The sequence below is a fragment of the Acidithiobacillus sp. genome, from assembly GCF_049965315.1.
Lineage (GTDB): Bacteria > Pseudomonadota > Gammaproteobacteria > Acidithiobacillales > Acidithiobacillaceae > Acidithiobacillus_B.
In genome coordinates, this window is record NZ_JBMFWL010000015.1 from 20098 (window position 1) to 40370 (window position 20273).

Annotated in this window: 17 protein-coding genes and 1 tRNA gene; 6 read left to right on the forward strand and 12 right to left on the reverse strand. The window is 66.2% G+C overall.

Features of this window, described 5'->3' with window-relative positions; all coding sequences use genetic code 11:
* Window positions 1-2 precede the first annotated feature (2 nt).
* From rpsA to mtnA, 11 genes are all read right to left on the reverse strand, one after another.
* On the reverse strand, window positions 3-1700 hold the full coding sequence (rpsA, locus tag ACP5MM_RS05530) for a 30S ribosomal protein S1 (RefSeq protein ID WP_427931627.1): 1698 nt from the start codon (window positions 1698-1700) through the stop codon (window positions 3-5).
* A gap of 81 nt (window positions 1701-1781) precedes the next feature.
* Window positions 1782-2465 carry a (d)CMP kinase gene (cmk, locus tag ACP5MM_RS05535; protein ID WP_427931625.1) on the reverse strand — a complete coding sequence of 228 codons (684 nt, stop codon included), beginning with the start codon at window positions 2463-2465 and terminating at the stop codon, window positions 1782-1784.
* Window positions 2462-3769, reverse strand: a complete 1308-nt coding sequence (gene aroA, locus ACP5MM_RS05540; protein ID WP_427931623.1) for a 3-phosphoshikimate 1-carboxyvinyltransferase — start codon at window positions 3767-3769, stop codon at window positions 2462-2464. The genes cmk and aroA overlap by 4 nt, the downstream gene beginning before the upstream one ends.
* A gap of 2 nt (window positions 3770-3771) precedes the next feature.
* Window positions 3772-4713 (reverse strand): prephenate dehydrogenase, encoded by a 942-nt coding sequence (locus ACP5MM_RS05545; protein WP_427934238.1) that lies wholly within the window; start codon window positions 4711-4713, stop codon window positions 3772-3774.
* Window positions 4714-4717: 4 nt separating this feature from the next.
* On the reverse strand, window positions 4718-5734 hold the full coding sequence (gene aroF / locus ACP5MM_RS05550; protein ID WP_427931619.1) for a 3-deoxy-7-phosphoheptulonate synthase: 1017 nt from the start codon (window positions 5732-5734) through the stop codon (window positions 4718-4720).
* Window positions 5731-6837: a histidinol-phosphate transaminase gene (gene hisC / locus ACP5MM_RS05555; protein WP_427931618.1), complete on the reverse strand. Its 1107-nt coding sequence runs from the start codon at window positions 6835-6837 to the stop codon at window positions 5731-5733. Before hisC ends, aroF begins: the two co-directional genes overlap by 4 nt.
* Window positions 6837-7919 carry a prephenate dehydratase gene (pheA, locus tag ACP5MM_RS05560; protein ID WP_427931616.1) on the reverse strand — a complete coding sequence of 361 codons (1083 nt, stop codon included), beginning with the start codon at window positions 7917-7919 and terminating at the stop codon, window positions 6837-6839. The genes hisC and pheA overlap by 1 nt, the downstream gene beginning before the upstream one ends.
* Window positions 7916-9499, reverse strand: a complete 1584-nt coding sequence (gene serA / locus ACP5MM_RS05565; RefSeq protein ID WP_427931615.1) for a phosphoglycerate dehydrogenase — start codon at window positions 9497-9499, stop codon at window positions 7916-7918. Before serA ends, pheA begins: the two co-directional genes overlap by 4 nt.
* A gap of 12 nt (window positions 9500-9511) precedes the next feature.
* Window positions 9512-10597, reverse strand: coding sequence for a 3-phosphoserine/phosphohydroxythreonine transaminase (serC, locus tag ACP5MM_RS05570; RefSeq protein ID WP_427931614.1), 1086 nt, complete (start codon window positions 10595-10597; stop codon window positions 9512-9514).
* Between the two features lie 7 nt (window positions 10598-10604).
* Window positions 10605-13142: a DNA gyrase subunit A gene (gene gyrA, locus ACP5MM_RS05575; protein ID WP_427934239.1), complete on the reverse strand. Its 2538-nt coding sequence runs from the start codon at window positions 13140-13142 to the stop codon at window positions 10605-10607.
* A gap of 110 nt (window positions 13143-13252) precedes the next feature.
* Entirely contained in the window at window positions 13253-14290 is a 1038-nt protein-coding gene (gene mtnA / locus ACP5MM_RS05580; RefSeq protein ID WP_427934240.1) for an S-methyl-5-thioribose-1-phosphate isomerase, read from the reverse strand.
* A gap of 111 nt (window positions 14291-14401) precedes the next feature.
* Here mtnA and ACP5MM_RS05585 point away from each other — a divergent pair, with 111 nt between their 5' ends.
* The 5 genes from ACP5MM_RS05585 (at window position 14402) to ACP5MM_RS05605 (ending at window position 19255) form a co-directional block, all read left to right on the forward strand.
* Window positions 14402-15634, forward strand: a complete 1233-nt coding sequence (locus tag ACP5MM_RS05585) for a class I SAM-dependent rRNA methyltransferase (protein ID WP_427931608.1) — start codon at window positions 14402-14404, stop codon at window positions 15632-15634.
* A 170-nt stretch (window positions 15635-15804) separates the two neighbouring features.
* Window positions 15805-16407 (forward strand): TetR/AcrR family transcriptional regulator, encoded by a 603-nt coding sequence (locus ACP5MM_RS05590; RefSeq protein WP_427931606.1) that lies wholly within the window; start codon window positions 15805-15807, stop codon window positions 16405-16407.
* Window positions 16408-16508: 101 nt separating this feature from the next.
* Entirely contained in the window at window positions 16509-17237 is a 729-nt protein-coding gene (locus ACP5MM_RS05595) for a dienelactone hydrolase family protein (protein WP_427934241.1), read from the forward strand.
* A complete protein-coding gene (locus ACP5MM_RS05600) occupies window positions 17234-18316 on the forward strand; it encodes an NADH:flavin oxidoreductase/NADH oxidase (protein ID WP_427931603.1) in 1083 nt (360 codons plus the stop codon). The genes ACP5MM_RS05595 and ACP5MM_RS05600 overlap by 4 nt, the downstream gene beginning before the upstream one ends.
* A gap of 36 nt (window positions 18317-18352) precedes the next feature.
* Complete coding sequence (locus ACP5MM_RS05605; RefSeq protein WP_427934242.1) at window positions 18353-19255, forward strand: DMT family transporter; 903 nt, start codon at window positions 18353-18355, stop codon at window positions 19253-19255.
* Between the two features lie 14 nt (window positions 19256-19269).
* Here ACP5MM_RS05605 and ACP5MM_RS05610 read toward each other — a convergent pair whose 3' ends face one another.
* Window positions 19270-19914, reverse strand: a complete 645-nt coding sequence (locus ACP5MM_RS05610; RefSeq protein WP_427931599.1) for a nucleotidyltransferase — start codon at window positions 19912-19914, stop codon at window positions 19270-19272.
* Window positions 19915-19979: 65 nt separating this feature from the next.
* On the opposite strand from ACP5MM_RS05610, the gene ACP5MM_RS05615 reads away from it, so the two are divergent.
* Window positions 19980-20064: transfer RNA gene (locus ACP5MM_RS05615), tRNA-Leu, on the forward strand.
* Window positions 20065-20273 lie beyond the last annotated feature (209 nt).

The following is a 20273-nucleotide window of genomic DNA, read 5'->3' on the forward strand; positions in this document are numbered from 1 at the left end:
AATCAGCCCTCTTCTTCCTGCTTGCGCTTGAGCTGTTCCTTGATGAGGTCACCCAGGCTGGTGGTGCCGGTTGCCGCGCTGCGGGCATACTGCTGAACCATGCTTTCCTGCTCTTCATGGCTCTCGCGTGCCTTGGTGGTCAGGGTCAGGGTGCGGTTTTTGCGGTCCACCACGGCAATCCCGACTTCCACCTTGTCGCCCACCCGCAGGCTTTGCCCACGGCCGATCTCGCGCTGGGGCAGGAAGCCCTCGACACCCTCGACCAGACGGATTTCCGCGCCGCGGCCATCCACGCTCAGCACTTCGCCTTCCACCAGACTGCCCTTCTCATTGGCCATGACGAACTGAATGAAGGGATCGGTCTCCATCTGCTTGATGCCCAGGCTGATGCGTTCCCGTTCGGGATCGATGCTCAGGACCACGGCCTCCACGGTGTCGCCCTTCTTGAAATCGCGCACGGCTTCTTCACCGGGACGATCCCAGGCCAGGTCGGAGAGGTGGATGAGGCCGTCGATGCCGCCATCCAGGCCGACGAAGACGCCAAAGTCGGTGATGCTCTTGATCTGCCCGGAAACCCGGTCGCCCTTCTGGAAGTTCTGGGCGAACTCGTCCCAGGGATTGGGCTGGCATTGCTTGATGCCCAGGGAGATGCGGCGCCGCTCTTCGTCGATATCCAGGATCATCACTTCCAGCTCCTGGCCGACATGCAGGGCCTTGGCGGGATTGACGTTCTTGTTGGTCCAGTCGATTTCCGAGACATGGACGAGGCCTTCCACGCCCTCCTCCACTTCGACGAAGGCGCCATAATCGGTGACATTGGTGACCTTGCCGAAAATCCGCGAGCCCTCGGGGTAGCGCCGGGCGATGTCGCGCCACGGATCTTCGCCCAGTTGCTTCATGCCCAGGGAGATGCGGCCGCGCTCGCGGTCGAACTTGAGGACGATGACGCGGACTTCCTCGCCGACGGTGACCACTTCGCTGGGGTGCTTGACCCGGCGCCAGCCCATGTCGGTGATATGGAGCAGGCCGTCGATGCCGCCCAGATCGATGAAGGCGCCGTAGTCGGTGAGGTTCTTGACGGCGCCCTGGAGAATGGCGCCCTCCTGAATGCTTTCCAGCAAGGCCCCGCGCTCGGCGCTCTGCTCCTGCTCGACGACGGCGCGGCGGGAAACCACCACGTTGTTGCGCTTGCGGTCCAGCTTGATGATCTTGAATTCGAGGTCCTTGCCTTCGAGATAGGCCACGTCCCGCACGGGCCGCACATCCACCAGGGAACCGGGGAGGAAGGCGCGCACGCCGTCAATGCTGGCGGTGAAGCCGCCCTTGACCTTGCCGGTGAGGAAACCATGGACCACCGCGTTGTCGTTGAAGGCCTTTTCCAGATCCACCCAGGTCTTGGCGCGGCGGGCCTTTTCCCGGGACAGGCGCGTTTCGCCCATGCCGTCTTCCACGAGCTCCAGACAGACCTCCACCTGGTCACCGACCTTGACCTCGATTTCGCCTTCGGCATTGCGGAACTGTTCCGACGGGATGGGTCCTTCGGACTTGAGGCCGACGTCGACCATGACGAAATCGTCATCGACGCGGGTCACCAGACCGGTCAGGAGTTCTCCGGGCTTGAGCCCCTGGGTGCTCTGGCTTTGTTCAAAAAGTTCGGCAAAACTGGGTTCGATCTGGGTGTCCGCGCTAAGGGTGGTCATAAAATTCAATAGGCCTCGTTTACCTGGGATCGCCACGCTGGGCGCCCATCGTCTGGGTTGGTGATGCCAAAATTGGCGACTTCAATTTTCCTCGAAGGTGGCTTTGATCCACCCGTTGAGGACGCTAAGGGTCTCGGAAACAGATTGTCCACTGGTATCAAGGACACGCGCGTCCGCCGCCGGCTGCAAGGGGGCGACGCTGCGCTGCCGATCGCGTTCATCACGAGCGGCTATCTCCGTCTTTACGGCGCTGAGACTAGCATTTACGCCCTGTTCATTCAACTGCTTAAGCCGCCTTTTCGCGCGTTCCTCCACACTGGCGGTGAGAAAGACCTTGAGGGGCGCGTCGGGGAACACCACGGTGCCCATGTCCCGGCCGTCGGCAACGAGGCCCGGCGCGGCGCGAAAGGCCCGCTGGCGCTCCAGAAGGGCGGCCCGCACGGCGGGATGCACCGCCAGGCGGGAGGCCATTTCACCGATTTCCGGCTGGCGGATGGCCTCGTCAATGGGCTCTCCGGCGAGGAGGACGCGGGTCTGTCCGGCGTCGTCCTGGAAATGCAGCGGCAATGTCCGCGCCATGTCCGCCAGGGCAGGGACATCCTGGTCCGCTACCCCTTGCGCCCGGGCCGCGTAGGCGAGGGCCCGGTAGATGGCCCCGCTATCCAGGAGGTGCCAGCCCAGGGACTGGGCGAGCAAGCGGCCCAGGGTGCCCTTGCCGACGCCTCCCGGACCATCCAGGGTAATGACGGGAATGGCGGCCCTCATGCCTCCAGCACCTCCAAGGCGAGCCCTGCTTCCCGGGCCAGACGGGGAAAATCGGGAAAGGAGGTGGCGACGTTGGCGCAGTCCTCGATGCGGATGGGCTGGCTGGCCGCCAGGCCGGCCATGGCAAAGGCCATGGCGACGCGGTGATCGCCGTGGCTGGCGATGCTGCCTCCCCCCAGGGGGCCGCCGCGAATGCGGGCGCCTGCGGGATACTCGGCGACCTCCACGCCCAGGGCCTTGAGCCCCGCCGCCATGACCGCGAGGCGATCGCTTTCCTTGACCCGCAACTCTGCGGCGCCGTCGATGACGGTTTCCCCCGCGGCGCAGGCGGCGGCGATAAAGATGGCCGGAAATTCGTCAATGGCCAGCGGTACCAGGTGGCGGGGAATGCGGATCCCCTGCAAGGGGGCGGAGCGCACCCGGATGTCGGCGACGGGCTCGCCGCCTACCTCGCGCAGGTTGCCAAGATCGATGCGGGCGCCCATCCGCGTGAGGATCTCGATGACCCCGGTGCGGGTGGGGTTGATGCCGACGCCTTCCAGGCAGAGGTCGGAACCAGGCGCGATGCTCGCCCCGAGGAGGAAAAATGCTGCCGAGGAGATGTCGGCAGGCACCACCAGGTTCTGACCCCGCAGGCGGCCGCCGCCGCGCAGACAGGCCTGAGGCCCGTGGCGGCGGAGCGCGTAGCCGAAACCGGCCAGCATCCGCTCGCTGTGGTCGCGGGTGGGGGCGGGCTCCGTCACGCAGCTTTCCCCTTCGGCATAGAGGCCGGCCAGCAGGATGGCGGACTTGACCTGGGCGCTGGCCATGGGCATGGCGTAGTGAATCCCCCGCAGGCGCGCACCGTTGATGTGCAAGGGCGCACGGCCGTCCGCGGCGCTGATTTGCGCGCCCATGGCGGTCAGGGGGGTGAGGATGCGGCCCATGGGGCGCTGCTGCAGGCTGGCATCGCCCACGAGGGTGCTGGCGAAGGATTGACCCGCGAGAACGCCGGCCAGCAGGCGCATGGCGGTCCCGGAATTGCCGCAATCGAGAGGGGCCGGGGGTTGCCGGAGTCCATGCAGGCCTACCCCATGAATGCGCAGGCGGCCTCCCTGAGGCCCTTCCATGGTCACACCCATGGCGCGGAAGGCGGCGACGGTGGCCAGCACGTCGGCCCCTTCCAGAAGGCCCTCGACCTCGGTGACCCCTTCGGCCAGGGCGCCGAGAATGACGGCGCGATGGGAGATGGATTTGTCGCCGGGCACGCGCAGGCGACCGGAGAGCCGGCCGCCTGGAGCAATATGATAAACGGAGTTCGGCATGCTTAGCTTTTGGGTAGCGGGGGGAATTGAAACTGCGCCCGCGCCGCCTGCCCCTGGACCAGAATGCCCTGCAGGATGGACGGATCCTCATCCATCAGGGCATGGTCCAGGTCCTCCAGAACGGCGCGGAAACGGCTCAGGTCGGCGTGCAGATGATGACGGTTTTCCTGGAGGATCTCCCGCCAAAGGGCAGGATCCGATGCGGCAATCCGGCTGAAGTCGCGCAGGCCGCCGCCACCCAGGGATTGTAGCGCGGCCGGATCCGATTTCCCCAGGAAGGCCATGTAGGCATAGGCCAGCAGGTGGGGCAGATGGCTAGTCTTGGCGAGGCGGGCATCATGTTCTTGCGGCGACATCTCCAGGACTTCGCAACCCAGAGCCGACCAGAACCGGCGCAGGACGGCGAGTGTCTGATCATCCCCTTTGTCCAGTGGGGTCAGGACGCAGCGCGCGCCGCGGAACAAGGTGGCCTTGGCCGCCTGAAAGCCCTGTTGCTCCGAGCCCACGAGGGGGTGGGAGCCCACGTAGCGGTGGCCGAACAACGCCTTGCCCAGGGCGGCGATCTCCCCCTTGACGCTGGCGATTTCGGTGACCATGGTCCGGGGCGGCAAGTCCTTGCCCAGCGCTCGGAAGATTGCCGGGATCGTCTGGGGCGGCGTGGCCACGAGGACGAGGTCGGCGCCGTCCACGGCGGGGCCCAACCGGGAGAAGCACGCATCCACCAATTTGGATCTTCGCGATTTCTGACCGGGACGTTTTTCCGTATAGGTCGCCTTCCGGACTGCCCCACCTTCGCCAGCGGACTGGTTCACTACGTGGATGCGCCCCGCAAAACCCCCGACCGTGCGCAGGGCCTTGGCCACGGATCCCCCCATGAGGCCCGGACCAATGATGACGATCCGGGCTGCGGGGGAGGCAAGGACGGCGGGCAGGGCCTCGGACATGGGCTTAGAGCTCGCGGCCGATGGCCTCGGCGACCTTGCGCAAATCACCCATGAGGGTACCCAGTTGCGCCGGGCTCAAGGCCTGGTCGGCATCGCACCAGGCCTCTTCGGGGCAGGGATGGGTCTCCACCAGCAGGCCGTCGGCCCCGGCCGCGATGGCGGCGCGGGCCAGATGGGGGACCAGCCAGGCCTTGCCGCCGGCGTGGCTGGGATCGACGATGATGGGCAGGTGGGTCTCGCGTTTCATGACCGGAATGGCGGTGACATCCAGGACGTTGCGGTAGGCCGTCTCGAAGGTGCGGATCCCGCGCTCGGCAAAGATGATCCGGTGGTTGCCGTGGGCCGCGATGTATTCGGCGGCCATGAGCCATTCCTTGATGGTGGCGCTCATGCCCCGCTTGAGGATGACCGGGACATCGAGACGGCCGACTTCCTTGAGGAGGTCGAAGTTCTGCATGTTGCGGGTGCCGATCTGGATGATGTCGACGCCCTTTTCCAGAAAGAGATCGATCTTGCGCACGTCCATGAGCTCGGTGACGATGGGCAGATCGTAGGCATCGGCGGCGTCGCGAAAATAGTCCAGACCCTCATCGCCGACCCCCTGGAAGGTGTAGGGACTGGTGCGCGGCTTGAAGGCGCCGCCGCGCATCAGGCGGCATCCGGCCTCCTTCACCCCGGCCGCGGCGGCCCGCATCTGCTCCGGCGTTTCCACCGAGCAGGGGCCGGCGATGACCTGAATCTGCCGGCCGCCGAAGGGGATCCCCCGCACCTGGACGACGGTGTCCGTGGCCTTGAATTCGCGGCTGACGAGCTTGTAGGGTTTGAGGATGGGCATGACCTGCTCCACGGCGGGCAGGGATTCGAGGGCGCCCTCGGCGAGGAGCCGCTCGTCACCCAGCACGCCCACCACGGTGCGCTCGGAGCCCGTGCTGACCATGGGTTGCAGACCCAGTTGACGAATGCGATCCAGCACGTGCTCCAATTGCTCGGAAGTGGCTTGGGGTTTGATGATGACGATCATGATTTTTCCAGGACCTCGGCCAATACGGTTAAAAAGCGTTGATTCTCTTCGGGAAGGCCGACACTCACCCGCAGGTGTTCCGGCATTCCGTAGGGTTGCAGGGGGCGCACGATCACACCGTGCCGCAACAGGGCGTCATAAATGGGCGCGGCCCCTCCGGGAACGGCAAAGGCGATAAAGTTGCCTGCTGCGGGCAGCGTTGTCAAACCCAGACGCAGCAGGCCGCGCTGGATCTGCTCCAGACCCGCGCGGTTGTTGGCCAGCGTCGCCTGCAGATGGGCGCTGTCGGAGAGGGCGGCGTGGGCGGCCACCTGCGCCAGGGTGTTGACGTTGAAGGGCTCGCGCACCCGTTCCAAAAGGGCGATGAGGTCCGGGTGACCCACGCCGTACCCGCAACGCAGGCCGGCCAGCCCGTAGGCCTTGGAAAAGGTCCGGGTGACCAGCAGATTGGCGAAGCGCGGCAGCCAGCGCAGCCCGTCAGGGTAATCGGCGGCGTTCATCAGCTCGAAATAGGCCTCGTCGAGGACCACCAGGGCATGGGCGGGCAGGCTGTCGATGAAGGTTTCGAGGGCGGCGCGGCCGAGATGGGTGCCAGTGGGGTTGTTGGGATTGGCGATGAAGACCAGGCGGGTGCGCTCGTTGACCAGCCCGGCCATGGCATCGAGGTCGTGGCCGAAATCCCGTGCCGGGGCCAGCCGCAGCAGGGCGCCGCTGGCCTGGGCGACGATGCCATACACGGCGAAGGCGTATTGCGAGACGATCGCCTCGCTGCCGGGGCCGGCGAAGGCCCGCGCCGCCAGTTCCAGGATCTCGTTGGAGCCGTTGCCGAGGATGAGCTGGGCGGGGTCCACCCGCAGGTGTCCCGCCAGGGCCTGGCGCAGTTCCGGCGCCGTACTTTCCGGATACAGGGCGAGGCCCGGCAGCGCCGCGCCGACGGCGGCCAGGGCCTTGGGGCTGGGTCCCAGGGGATTTTCATTGGAGGCCAGCTTGATGGCATGGCGAATGCCCAGCTCCCGCTCCAGTTCCGCCAGGGGCTTGCCGGGCTGGTAGGGACGGAGATCCGCCACGCCGGGGGCGGCCCACTCCAGATAAGGATTGCCCATCAATACACCGCCTTTGGGTATGCGCCCAGACACCGGTAAAAGGAGGCGCGGTCCGCCAGTTCCCGAAGGGCCGCCGCGACGGGCGCGTCCTGGCAATGACCCTGCAGGTCGAGATAAAAGACGTATTCCCAGATGGCCGAGCGGGCGGGCCGCGATTCGATGCGCGTGAGGCTGATCCCCGCCGTTGCCAGGGGCGACAGGAGGGCATGGAGGCTGCCGGGGCGATTGGGGCCCGCCACCACCAGGCTGGTCTTGTCGGCACCGCTGGGTTGCGTCTCCATGGTGCCGATGACCAGGAAGCGCGTGGTGTTCTCGGGGTTGTCCTCGATGCCGGCGGCGAGGATCTGCAGGCCGTGGAGCTCGGCAGCGATGTGGGTGGAGATGGCGCCCGACGCGGGATCGGCGGCGGCCCGCTGGGCGGCCACGGCGTTGCTGGGGGCATCCACCAGCTCCACTCCGGGAAGGTGGTCCGCCAGCCACTCCCGGCATTGGGCGCGGGTCTGGTAATGGACGTGGATCCGCTGCAGCGCCGTCAGCGGCGCGCCGCTGCTGACCAGATTGTGGACCACCCGCAACTGCACTTCGCCGCAGATCCGCAAGGGATAATCCAGAAGGAGATCCAGGGTCTGGTTGACGGAACCCTCGCTGCTGTTTTCCACGGGCACCACGCCGAAATGGGCCAGACCGCCATCCACCAGCCGGAAAATCTCGGCAATGTTGGCGCTCGGCTGCAGTTCCACCGCCGTGCCGAAATGCTTCTGCGCCGCCATTTGCGAAAAGGTCCCGGCGGGCCCGAGATAGGCCACCCGCAGGGGACTTTCCAGGGCCAGGCAGGCGGAAATGATCTCGCGAAAGAGGAAGGCCACCGTATCCTTGGCGAGGGGACCGGGATTTTCGGCCATGATCCGGCGCAAAATGGCGGCTTCCCGCTCGGGGCGATAGAACTGGGCATCCCCTGCCGCCCTCTTGATCCTGCCCACCTCGACGGCAAGACCGGCCCGCTCGCTGAGCAGGCGCATCAACTCCGAATCCAGCGCGTCGATGGCGGTGCGCAATGCCGCCAGATCCCCGGCCGGCTTCACAGGTGCAACATGCGGGCCGCCAGGACCCCGGGAAGCGCCAAAATCTGCTGCAGCAGACCCTCGCCGAGGGCATCATCGACGGCAATGAAGGACACCGCGCGCCCCCCCGGCCGCTCCCGCCCCAAATGAAACTGGGCGATATTGACCCCGGCGGCACCCAGGAGGGTGCCTACCCGGCCGATGAGGCCGGGCTCATCCTGGTTGAGCAGATACAGGAGATGACCGCTCAGACCCATCTCGATATCAATGCCGTCCAGTTGCACCAGACGGGCCTCGTGCTCGTGGACGAGGGTGCCCACGGCGGTCATGCTGCCGTTGTCCATGCGCAGGGTCACGGCAATCCGCGAACGCAGCTCGTCGGCCAGTTCGCGCTTGCGCGTCTCGATGGCGATACCGCGATCCTTGGCCAGAAAAGGGGCATTGACGGCATTGACGGTTTCGGGAAGGACCACCTGCAGGATGCCCTTGAGAATGGCCGTCACGATGGGCGCGACATTGAGCCCCGCCACTTCGCCGGCAAACTCCACCACCACTTCCCGCAGGCCGGAGTCGGCCAGTTGCCCGAGCACCAGACCCAGACGCTCGCCCAGGTTGAGGTAGGGTTGCAGCAGGGGCAGGTCTTCCTCCTTGACCGCCGGGAGGTTGACGGCATTTTGGACGACGCCGCGGAGCAGGTAGGCGCTGATCTGCTCGGCCACCTGGATGGCGACATTGACCTGCGCCTCCTCCGTGGACGCCCCGAGATGCGGCGTGCAGATGAAATTGTCCAGTTCCAGCAGACGGTTGTCGCCCTTGACCGGCTCCTTGCAAAAAACGTCCAGGGCGGCGGCGCGCAGATGGCCCGACTGAAGGGCCGCATAGAGCGCGTCTTCGTCCACAATGCAGCCGCGCGCGGCGTTGACGAGAATGGCTCCTTTCTTCATTTTCGCCAAGGTTTCGGCGCGGAAGAGATGGCGCGTGGCCTCGGTCAGAGGGGTGTGGACGGTAATGAAATCGGCACGCGCCAGGAGGGTATCCAAATCCACCGGCTCCACCCCCAGATCCGCCGCCCGCGCCTTGGAGATGTAGGGATCATAGGCGATGACCCGCATCTGCAGGCCCTGGGCCCGGGCGATGACCAGGGAGCCGATATTGCCGGTACCGATGATGCCGAGGGTCTTTTGATAAAGCTCGACCCCCTCGAAGCGGGATTTTTCCCAGCGCCCCGCCTTGAGGCTCATGGTGGCCTGGGGGATCATGCGCGCCGCGGCCATCATCAGGGCGATGGCGTGCTCGGCAGTGGTCACGGTGTTGCCGTAGGGGGTGTTCATGACGATGACGCCGCGCTTGCTGGCGGCGGCGATATCGACGTTGTCCACGCCGATCCCGGCCCGGCCCACCACCTTGAGATTGGTCGCCCCGGCGAGGATCTCGCTGCTGACCTTCGTCGCCGAGCGGATGGCCAGGCCGTCGTATTGACCAATGATGGCCAGCAGTTCCGCCGGACTCAGCCCGGTGCGCACGTCCACCGCAATGCCATGATCGCGGAACACCTGTTCCGCCCGTGCCGACATCTGATCGGCAATCAACACCGTTGGCATAAGGATCCCCCTCTAGCCGTGGGAGCGGGCGAATGCCGCCATGTAATCCGCCAGGGCCGCCACCCCCGCCTCGGGCATGGCGTTGTAAATGGATGCGCGCATCCCCCCCACGGAACGGTGGCCCTTCAACTGCAGGAGGCCATGGGCCTTGGCGCCCTTGAGGAAGGCCTCATCCAGGGCCGGATCCGGGAGGGTGAAGGGCACATTCATGCGCGAACGGTTGCGCACTTCCACCGGGTTGCGGTAAAAGCCCGAGGAGTCGATGAGGTCATAGAGCCGCTGCGCCTTGCGGGCATTGATCTCGGCCATTTTTTCCAGCCCTCCCAGGGCCTTCAACCACTTGAAGACCAGGCCCGCCACATAGATGGCGAAGGTGGGGGGGGTGTTGTGCATGGAGTCATCCTTGGCCTGGATGGCGTAATCGAGCATGGTGGGGGTATGGGCCGGCGCATGGCCGAGGAGGTCCTCCCGGACGATGACCAGGGTCAGCCCGGCGGGGCCGACATTTTTCTGGGCCCCGGCGTAAATGAGCCCGAAGCGGCTCACATCCATGGGCTTGGAAAGGATATGGGAGGAGGCATCGCTGACCAGGGGGATGTCGCCCAGCTCGGGGACGAAGTCGTATTCCACGCCGCCGATGGTCTCGTTGCCGGCAATATGGACATAGGCCGTGTCCGGACTCACCTGCCAGCTCGATTGCGCCGGCACATAGCTGCCGTGGCGATCTTCGTTGCTGGCGGCGACCTCCACCGTACAGAAACGCCTGGCCTCGGTGATGGCCTTTTTCGACCAGACGCCGGTTTGGACGTAGCTGGCCTTGGTCTTGCCGCGCAGCAGGTTGAGGGGCACCATGGCGAACTGCAGCGTGGCGCCGCCCTGCAGAAAGAGCACCTTGTAATTGCCCGGGATGCCCAGCAGGTCGCGCAGATCCTGTTCGGCCTCGGCCATGATCTGCATGAACTCGGGGCCGCGATGGCTCATTTCCATCACCGACATGCCCGAGCCATGCCAGTCGAGCAGGTCGGCCTGCACCTCTTCCAGGACCGCATGGGGCAGGACCGCAGGACCGGCGCTGAAATTGTAGATGGGATGGTTCATGGTTTTTTTACAGGGGCAGATCGGACTGCTCCCCCTCCTCTTCGTCGCTATCGGCAATGAGTGCCAGACCGGCCAACTGCTCGCCGGCCCCCAGTTGAATGAGCCGCACCCCCTGGGCATTGCGCCCGGTGCGGCGGATGTTGTCCACATGGGTGCGGATCAGGGTGCCGCGATCGGAAACCAGCATCACCTCATCGCTGTGGCGCACGGCCAGGGCACCCACGACCTTGCCGTTGCGGTTGCTGGTCTGGATGGCGATCACGCCCTTGCCGCCGCGATGGGTAAGGCGGTATTCCGCCATATCCGTCAACTTGCCGTAACCATTGCCGGTGGCGGCCAGGATCAGGTCCCCCTCCACCACCAGTTGCGCCGAGATCACCCGGTCATCCCCATCCAGGGAGATCCCGCGTACCCCCCGCGCCCCGCGCCCCATGGGCCGCACTTGCTCCTCCGCAAAGCGCACGGCCATGCCATTGCGGGTGAAGAGCATGAAGTCGCGACTGCCGTCGGACAGGCAGACCCCCACCAGACGGTCCCCCGCATCGAGATTGATGGCATTGATGCCCTGACTGCGCGGGCGCGAATACTCCATCAACGGGGTCTTTTTCACGACGCCGTGGGCGGTGACCATGCAGACATACTGGCCTTCGGCGAAGTCCCGTACCGGCAGCACCGTGGTGATTCCCTCGCTGGGCGCCAGGGAAAGCAGATTGACGATGGGCTTGCCCTTGGCCCCCCGCCCCGCCTGGGGCAGTTGATAGACTTTCTGCCAGTAGACCTTGCCCAGATCGGAGAAGAACAGGAGCGTGGCATGGGTGGAGGCGCAGAACATGCGCTCGACGAAATCCTCCTCCCGGGTGGCCGTGGCCTGCTTGCCCTTGCCGCCGCGCTTCTGGGCGTTGAAGACGGTGACCGGCTGGGCCTTGATATAACCGGCATGGGTGAAGGTCACCACCATTTCCTCCTCGGCGATGAGGTCCTCCATGGAGAGATCGGCGCTGTCTTCCATGATCTCGGTCCGCCGCGCATCCCCATACTGGTCGCGGATGGCCACCAGTTCTTCGCGAATCACCGTCATCAGGCGGGGATAGGAGGCCAGGATGTCCAGCAGATCGCGGATCCGGTTCAGCAGCTCCAGATATTCATCGCGGATCTTGTCCTGTTCCAGACCGGTCAGGCGATGCAGGCGCAGATCCAGGATGGCCTGCACCTGCACTTCCGAAAGATGGTAGCCATCCGCCTGCAAGCCCGCCGAAGGCTCGCCCCGCTCGGCCAGCAGGGCCGCCACCAGGCCCGGCTCCCAGGGACGCGCCAGGATCTGCGCCTTGGCCTCGGCGGGGTTGACGGCGGCGCGGATCAGGGCGATGAGGGTATCGAGATTGGCCAGGGCCACCGCCAGGCCTTCCAGGATGTGGGCCCGGTCCCGTGCCTTTTTCAGCTCGAAGACGCTGCGCCGGGTGACCACTTCCCGGCGATGCTGGAGGAAGGCCTGCAGGAGGTCGCGCAAGCCCAGGGTGCGCGGCGCGCCGTCGAGGAGGGCCACGATATTGATGTTGAAGACGCTCTGCATGGTGGTGTGCTGAAACAGGTTGTTGATCACCACGTCGGCGATGGCGTCGCGCTTGAGCTCGATGGCGATCCGCATGCCGGACTTGTCCGACTCGTCGCGCAGATCGCTGATCCCCTCCAGGCGCTTTTCCTTGACCAGTTCGGCGATGCGTTCGATGAGTCGCGCCTTGTTGACCTGGTAGGGCAACTCCGTAACGATGACGCTTTGCCGGCCCGTCTTTTTATCGGTTTCCACTTCGGTGCGGGCGCGCATGACCACCCGTCCGCGACCGCTGCGATAGGCCTCGGCCATGCCGGCCCGCCCGTGGATGAAGCCCGCCGTGGGGAAATCCGGCCCCGGTATCAGGGCGATCAGGTCGGCGTCGCTGGTCTCCGGGTCGTCGATGAGGGCGAGGCAGGCGGCGATGACCTCGCCGAGGTTGTGAGGGGGGATATTGGTGGCCATGCCCACGGCGATGCCCGCCGAACCATTGACGAGGAGATTGGGAATCCGGCTGGGGAGGACCAGGGGCTCCATCTCCGACTCGTCGTAGTTGGGTCCGAAATCCACCGTTTCCTTGTCGATATCCGCCAGCATTTCGTGGGCGATGCGCGCCATGCGCACCTCCGTGTAACGCATGGCGGCAGGGCTGTCGCCATCCACCGAACCGAAGTTGCCCTGGCCGTCGATGAGGGGATAGCGCATGGAAAAACCCTGGGCCATGCGCACGATGGTGTCGTAGACGGCGGAATCGCCATGGGGATGGTATTTGCCGATGACGTCGCCCACCACGCGCGCCGATTTTTTATAGGGCTTGTTCCAGTCGTTGCCCATTTCGTGCATGGCGTAGAGCACCCGGCGATGCACCGGCTTCAAGCCATCGCGGGCGTCGGGCAGGGCACGGCCCACGATCACGCTCATGGCGTAATCGAGATAGGACTGGCGCATCTCGTTTTCGAGGCTAATGGGGATCGTTTCTTTGGCGAAATCTATCATGCTGAGGCCATCAACTCCCGGCGGTTAAAGCCAACCCAAGACGCGGCCCGCAGACAAGCGCCGACCGCATGACGAAGTGTGAGTATGCCACAAGGGGCGGCCTGCTGCATTCACGCCCCCAGCAACTCCCGCAAAGCGGCCGCGAAGGGAGGACGGGCCACCCCCCGCTCGGTGATGATGGCGCTGATGAGGGCCGCCGGGGTGACATCAAAGGCCGGATTGCGCACCTGCACCCCCGCCGGCGCCACGGCCAGGCCGGCGCAATGGGTGACCTCTTCGGGCGGGCGTTCCTCGATCACGATCCCCGCGCCATGGGCCATGGCGAAGTCCACCGTGCTGAGGGGCGCGGCCACGTAAAAAGGGATGCCGTGATAATGGGCCAGCACGGCCAGGGCGTAGGTGCCGATCTTGTTGGCCGTATCGCCGTTGGCGGCAATGCGGTCCGCGCCGACGATGACCGCCTGAATGAGCCCATGCTGCATCAGCGCCGCCGCCGCGCCGTCGACATTCAAGGAAAAGGGGATGCCGTCTTTTTGCAGTTCCCAGGCGGTCAGGCGGGAGCCCTGCAGCCAGGGACGGGTCTCATCGGCATAGACCCGCAGGGCCTTGCCCGCCGCCACGGCCGCCCGGATCACGCCCAAGGCCGTGCCGAAACCGCCGGTGGCCAGACTGCCCGTGTTGCAATGGGTCAGCACGCCGCCATCGGGCAGGAGGGGCGCCCCAAAGGCCCCCATCCGCCGATTGGCGGCAATATCCTCCTCCAGAAGATCATGGGCGGCCTGCAACAAGGCGGCCGCCACATCGGCGCCTGCGCCCATCTGCTCCGCAAGGGTCCATTGCCGATCCACCGCCCAAGCCAGGTTGACTGCGGTGGGCCGGGCGGCCTTGATCTGCTCGGCGGCACCCCGCAGGCGCTCGCGCCAGTCCGGATAGGGTGCCGCCTCCCGGGCCGCCAGGGCCATGGCGTAGGCCGCCGTCACGCCAATGGCCGGGGCGCCGCGCACCGCCATGTTGCGGATGGCCGCCACCACCTCCCGATAATCCTCCAGGCGCAGGATCAACTCCTCCTGGGGCAAGCGCCGTTGATCCAGCAGGAGCAACCGATCGGCTTCCCAACGGATGGCACGCACGCTATCTGCTTTGGACATGACGACTCCCGACGCGAAAAACCCGGCAAATATAACCCCGTCCATGGGCGCCGGTCCATCCCGGCGAACCCGCGGCTATCCAAGGATTCTGCCGGCGGCTATGATAGCCTTATGAACCAGACCCTCCCTTACCCCGTACTGCGCCTGCGCCCCAAGGAAGACCGCCGCCTCCGCGCCGGCCACCCGTGGATCTACAGCAATGAGGTGGACACCCGCGCGACGCCGTTGACGGCCATCGCGCCCGGCAGCGTTTGCCGAGTGGAGGATGCGGGGGGCGCCGCCCTGGGCCTGGCCCACATCAATCCCCACACCCTGCTCTGCGGCCGGATGCTGAGCCGCGATCCCGGCGAGCGCATCGACGCCGCCTTCTACCGGCGCCGCCTGGAGCAGGCCCTCGCCCTGCGCCAAGGGCTCTTCGCCCAGCCTTATTACCGCCTGGTTCACGGCGAAGGCGACCTTTTGCCGGGCCTGGTCATCGATCGTTACGAGGATTATCTCGTCATCCAGCCCGGCAGCCTGGGCATGGAGCAGGATCTCGCCCTGCTGCAGGAGGCCCTGCTCACCCTCCTGCGCCCCGCCGGCATCCTGATCAAGGGGAGCGGCCCGGCCCGTAGCCTGGAAGGGCTTGCGGAGCGCGTGGAAGTGCTGCACGGCCACGTTCCGGAGATCCTGGAGGTGGAGGAAAACGATTGCCGCTTCCATTTCTCGCCGCGGACCGGCCAAAAGACCGGGTGGTTTTATGACCACCGCGCCAATCGCGCCCGTCTGCGTCCTCTGGCCCCGGGGCGGCGGGTACTCGACCTCTTTTCCTATCTCGGCGCCTTTGCCATTCCGCTGGCCCGGGCCGGGGCGGCGGCGGTGACGGCGGTGGACGCCTCGGCCAGCGCCCTCGCCCTGCTCCAGGACAACGCCGCCCTGAACCAGATTGCCACGCCCATCCGCACCGTGCAGGGAGACGCCTTCGACATCGTCCGCAGCCTGCGGGACCACGGCGAAAGCTTCGATCTCGTCATCCTGGACCCGCCGGCCTTCATCAAGTCGCGCAAGGACCTGCACGAGGGCACCATTGCCTACCGCCGCATCAATGACCTGGCCATGCGCCTGCTCAGCCCCGGCGGCCTCCTCTTCACCGCCTCCTGCTCCCACCACCTCAGTCGCGAGATGCTGCTCCAGCAGATCGCCTTCGGCGCCCAGCGCGGCGACTTCCAGATCCTCGGCGAGGGCGGCCAGGACATGGACCACCCCATCCACCCCGCCGTGCCGGAAAGCGCCTATCTCAAAGGCTTTCTGCTGCGGCGCAGCAGCCCGGGCGAAGGGGGCGATCCCGCCGCCTCCGCAGAGTAACTGTTCGCCGCCGGAGGGATGAGCCGGGAACCAGCCAAAGGATGCAGGCAAACAAGAAATCCCATGGCCGTGACGTCCGGGACCGCTCCCTCTGGAGCAAGCAACACGGGGCCCCATCTTGACAAGATACCGATTGGTCGGTATCTTTATAAATCATGACATCCGAACCCGTGAAAAAGACGCGCAATCCCGAGCAGACCCGGGCCGACCTCCTGGCCGCCGCCTATGGCGAGGTCCTGGAGTGCGGCTTCCAGGCGGCCAGCCTGGAGCGCATCCTCGCCAAGACTTCCGTGAGCAAGGGAGCCCTCTACCACCACTTCGGCACCAAGCATGAACTGGGTCTGGCGGTGGTGGAGGAAGTCGTCGGGCCGCAGCTTGCCGAGCGCTGGTTCGAACCCCTGCGCCGCGACGGCGATCCCATCGCCGCCCTGCTGGGGATCCTCGAGGAAAAAATCCAGTCCGCCTCCGAGGCCGTCATCCGTTTCGGCTGCCCTCTCAACAACCTCATCCAGGAAATGAGCCCCCTGGACGAGCGCTTCCGCAGCGGCCTCCAAAGCATCCTCGACGCCTGGATCAAGGCCATGGCCGATGCCCTGGCTGCGGGGCAGCAGGCAGGCAAGGTGCGCGGCGACATTGCCCCCCAGGAAGCGGCCCTGTTCATCGTGGCGGCCATCGAAGGCTGCGTGGGCCTGGGCAAGAACGCCCAGTCCGTGGACGCCTATCAGCGCTGCCTGCGGCAATTGCAGCTCTATGTGCAATCCCTGGCTGCCTGATTGCCGCCCGTCCCTGGTGCATGGTCGGGGAGTTCGACTTGATGACCCTCTCGATGCCCTCCCGGCCCGTCGCACAACCATCCTTCCTCAAGGAGAGCAAAATGAGCGAGATCCACTCACAATGGCTGAACCTGCGCCCTGACTTGCGCGCCTGGTATGCCCGGCCGGCGGCCGCCGGCCCCCATCCCGCCGTCGTCGTATTCATCGAGGCCTTCGGCGTCAATCCCCACTTTCAGGAAGTGGCCGAGCGCCTGGCGCGGGCGGGATATTGCGCCATCGTTCCCGACATCTACCACGGCAAGGTCTATGAATACACCGATTTCGATGCCGCCATCGCCCACCTGAAATCCCTGGACGACCAGCAGGTCATGGCCGAGGCGGCCCTCGCCCTGGATGCCCTGGGCGAGCGCGCGGAAGTCCGGAAAGATGCCGTGGGCGCCCTGGGCTTTTGCATGGGCGGGCGCTATGCCTTCATGGCCAACGCCATTCATGCCGGGCGGCTCTCGGCCACGGTGGCCTTCTATGGCGGCGGGATTGCGCCGGAAAAGGATGCGGTGGGGCGCGAACCCCTGCTGCATCTGGCTCCCCGGATGCAGGCCCCGCTCCTGCTCCTCTACGGGGCCAGGGACGGCTCCATCCGGCCCGACGAGCATGGCCGCATCGCCAGCGCCCTGAGCGCCGCCGACAAACGCTATACCCTGACGGTCTTCCCCGCCACCGGCCATGGCTTCTTCAGCGACCGCCGCGACAGCTATCGCGAGCCCGCGGCCAAAGAGGGCTGGCGCCTGACCCTGGATCACTATGCCCGCTATCTGGGGGATCGGCCATGAGCCCCGCGAGCCGCCTGTTCACCCCCTGGCAGCAGCGCAGCCTGCTTATCCGCAACCGCATCTGCGTCGCGCCCATGTGCCAATATTCCACCCCCGACGGGGTGGCCCGGGACTGGCACATGGTCCACCTGGGCAGCCGCGCCGTGGGCGGCGCCGGCCTGGTCATGGTCGAGGCCAGCGGGATCAGTCCCGCCGGACGCATTTCGCCCCAGGACCTGGGCATCTGGAACGACGAGCAGGCCGAGGCCCTGCGCCCCATCGCCGCTTTCCTGCGCGAGCAGGGCGCCACCCCCGCCATTCAGATCGCCCATGCGGGGCGCAAGGCGTCCACCGCGGCGCCTTTTCACGGCGGCCATCCCCTTGCCCCCAAGGACGGCGGCTGGCAACCCGTCGCCCCCAGCGCCGTCGCCTTCAGCAGCGAACACACCCTACCCAGGGCCATGGAAGCGGCGGATTTCCAGCAAATCCTGGAGGACTTCCAGGCCGCGGCCCGGCGCGCCCTGGCGGCCGGTTTCCAGGTCCTGGAGATCCACATGGCCCACGGCTACCTCCTGCACAGCTTCCTCTCCCCCATCAGCAACCGGCGCGAGGACGGCTACGGCGGCAGCCTGGAAAAGCGCATGCGCTTCCCCCTGGAGGTGACCGCGGCGCTGCGCGCCATCTGGCCCGATGATCTGCCCATGTGGGTGCGGATTTCCGCCAGCGACTGGGTGGCGGGCGGTTGGGACATCGAGCAGTCCATCACCCTGAGCGCCGCCCTGAAAAAGCTGGGCGTGGATGCCATCGACTGCTCCAGCGGCGGCATGACTCCCGATGCCCGGATTCCGGCGGCACCGGGTTTCCAGACCGCTTTCGCCGCCGCCATCCGCCATGCCGTGGGCATCCCCACCGTGGCCGTCGGCCTCATCACCGCCGCCGCCCAGGCCGAGCATATCCTGGTCACGGAACAGGCCGATGCCGTCAGCCTGGCCCGCGAAATGCTGCGCGACCCCTACTGGCCCTTGCATGCCGCCCTGGTCCTGGGCGATGATCTGGCCTGGCCGCCGCAATACGACCGGGCCAAGCCCCATCACCGTTAGCCGTTCCCATCCTCAACAGCGCAGGAATCGCGCCGCATGCCCAAGACCCCGGCCCTGCCCATGGCCGCCCTCGCCTTGCTCTCCCTGATCTGGGGATACAACTGGGTCGTCATGAAGGTCGCCCTGGCCGACTGCCCGCCGCTGCTCTTTGCGGCGCTGCGGGTGCTGATCGGGGTGGCCGTGCTCTTTCCGTTGCTGATCCTGCTCAGACGCCCGCTGGCCATGCCGCCCTGGCGCTTCATCCTGCCCCTCGGCTTGCTGCAAACCACCGGCTTCGTGGGCTTCACCCTCTGGGCACTGGAATATGGCGGAGCGGGCAAGACCGCCATCCTCGTCTACATGATGCCCATCTGGCTGATCCTTTTTGCCTGGCCGGTGCTGGGCGAACGGGTGCATGGACTGCAATGGCCCGCCTTGGCCCTGGCCTTGTTCGGCCTGCTCTGCATCCTGGAACCATGGCACTATCGCGGTCAATGGGCAGGGACGCTGCTGGCCTTGCTGGCCGGCATCTCCTGGGCGGCTTCGGCCCTCTGGCAAAAGCGCCACGCGCCGCGCCGCCCGGACCTGCTCAATGTCACCGCCTGGCAAATGGCCTTTGGCGGCCTGGCCTTGACCCTCCTGGCCTTGCTCCTGGACCCCTGGACGATCCACTGGACCCCCACCTTCGTCGCCGCCCTGATCTATAACGCCGTCCCCGGCAACGCCCTGGCCTGGCTCCTCTGGACCTACGCACTGCACAAACTGCCCTCGGGCATCGCCGGCATGGGCACCCTAGCCGCCCCCCTCATCGGCGTGCTCGCGGCCTGGGCGCAACTGGGGGAGCGGCCGGGGGGCTGGGAGGGCATCGGCATGGCCGCCATCTTCCTCGCCCTGGCCCTGGTGAGCTGGCAACACCTGCGGCCCCGGGAGGACCTGCCCCTCCCCGCCGCACAGGAGTAGCGCAAAGGGCGGCGTCAGCGCCCCGCGCTGTCCACGAGCGGGCTGGCCGCGGGGGAGGCATCCAGCAGGCGTTGCAACTGCGCCGCGTTGATCCGCCGCAAGGGCTTGCCATCCACCGGCGAGGCGGGGCTGCGCCGATCCTCGTCCAGGCCGAAGATCACCAGCCGCAGCTCGCAGCCCGCATAAGGCAGGCGCAGGACCGGATACTCCCGGGGCGTCTGCTCGCCAAAATGCAGCATTTGCCGCCCCTCCTCATAGCTCGCCCCCTGATCCAAGAGGAAAAACAGCACGCTTTCTGGGGTATCTGCAAAAAGATGGAGGACGATGGCGGAATGGCCGGTAGCCGTACCTTCCAGGACCGGCCCGCTCAAGCGCGGAGCAAAGTCCCCCAGCCAGTTCATGGCCGCCAGAGCGGTACGCCGCAGGTGTTGCAGCTCGGCATCATGGGCATCGCCATGGAAGAGCGCCAGGCGCGACTGCAGTTCGGCATGGACCTCGGCGTTGCTCGGCCAGAGTTGCTGCGCCTCCCCCGCAATGCCCAGGCGCCGCGCCGCCTTCTCCTTCGCCGCCCGGAAATCCGCCACCCCCTCCTCGGCCATGATCCGGGCCGATTCCACGACCAAAAGGCGGCGCAAACGGGGCTGTTGTGACTTGACCATGGCAAACCTCGCATTCATCCAGGTGATTGTCCCTTCGATCCATAAGCTATTAGAATAAGGCATAGGCGAGAGTGGCGGAATTGGTAGACGCACTGGATTTAGGTTCCAGCGCCGCATGGCGTGGGGGTTCGAATCCCCCCTTTCGCACCAATCCAGTTAATGAACTACCCCATGGCCCCGGTGCTTTTGCATGGCAATGGCTTAAAAAATATGGGACAACCCGCGGCAAGCATTCTCCTCCGTAGGAATAAGGACGGCAATATCACGATCTGAATTGCCCGGCTCCGCTGCAGGCGCCACGACTGATTGGAGCGCACCCGACTCGCAGCGGCCCAGCCGCCATGCAGGGGGCCTCGGCA

What these genes read in the sequence shown, in the direction of transcription:
- rpsA (WP_427931627.1), bottom strand. Translation starts at nt 1,700, where the DNA reads ATGACCACCCTTAGCGCGGACACCCAGATCGAACCCAGTTTTGCCGAA.
- cmk (WP_427931625.1), bottom strand. Translation starts at nt 2,465, where the DNA reads ATGAGGGCCGCCATTCCCGTCATTACCCTGGATGGTCCGGGAGGCGTC.
- aroA (WP_427931623.1), bottom strand. Translation starts at nt 3,769, where the DNA reads ATGCCGAACTCCGTTTATCATATTGCTCCAGGCGGCCGGCTCTCCGGT.
- ACP5MM_RS05545 (WP_427934238.1), bottom strand. Translation starts at nt 4,713, where the DNA reads ATGTCCGAGGCCCTGCCCGCCGTCCTTGCCTCCCCCGCAGCCCGGATC.
- aroF (WP_427931619.1), bottom strand. Translation starts at nt 5,734, where the DNA reads ATGATCGTCATCATCAAACCCCAAGCCACTTCCGAGCAATTGGAGCAC.
- hisC (WP_427931618.1), bottom strand. Translation starts at nt 6,837, where the DNA reads ATGGGCAATCCTTATCTGGAGTGGGCCGCCCCCGGCGTGGCGGATCTC.
- serA (WP_427931615.1), bottom strand. Translation starts at nt 9,499, where the DNA reads ATGCCAACGGTGTTGATTGCCGATCAGATGTCGGCACGGGCGGAACAG.
- serC (WP_427931614.1), bottom strand. Translation starts at nt 10,597, where the DNA reads ATGAACCATCCCATCTACAATTTCAGCGCCGGTCCTGCGGTCCTGCCC.
- gyrA (WP_427934239.1), bottom strand. Translation starts at nt 13,142, where the DNA reads ATGATAGATTTCGCCAAAGAAACGATCCCCATTAGCCTCGAAAACGAG.
- mtnA (WP_427934240.1), bottom strand. Translation starts at nt 14,290, where the DNA reads ATGTCCAAAGCAGATAGCGTGCGTGCCATCCGTTGGGAAGCCGATCGG.
- ACP5MM_RS05585 (WP_427931608.1), top strand. Translation starts at nt 14,402, where the DNA reads ATGAACCAGACCCTCCCTTACCCCGTACTGCGCCTGCGCCCCAAGGAA.
- ACP5MM_RS05595 (WP_427934241.1), top strand. Translation starts at nt 16,509, where the DNA reads ATGAGCGAGATCCACTCACAATGGCTGAACCTGCGCCCTGACTTGCGC.
- ACP5MM_RS05600 (WP_427931603.1), top strand. Translation starts at nt 17,234, where the DNA reads ATGAGCCCCGCGAGCCGCCTGTTCACCCCCTGGCAGCAGCGCAGCCTG.
- ACP5MM_RS05605 (WP_427934242.1), top strand. Translation starts at nt 18,353, where the DNA reads ATGCCCAAGACCCCGGCCCTGCCCATGGCCGCCCTCGCCTTGCTCTCC.
- ACP5MM_RS05610 (WP_427931599.1), bottom strand. Translation starts at nt 19,914, where the DNA reads ATGGTCAAGTCACAACAGCCCCGTTTGCGCCGCCTTTTGGTCGTGGAA.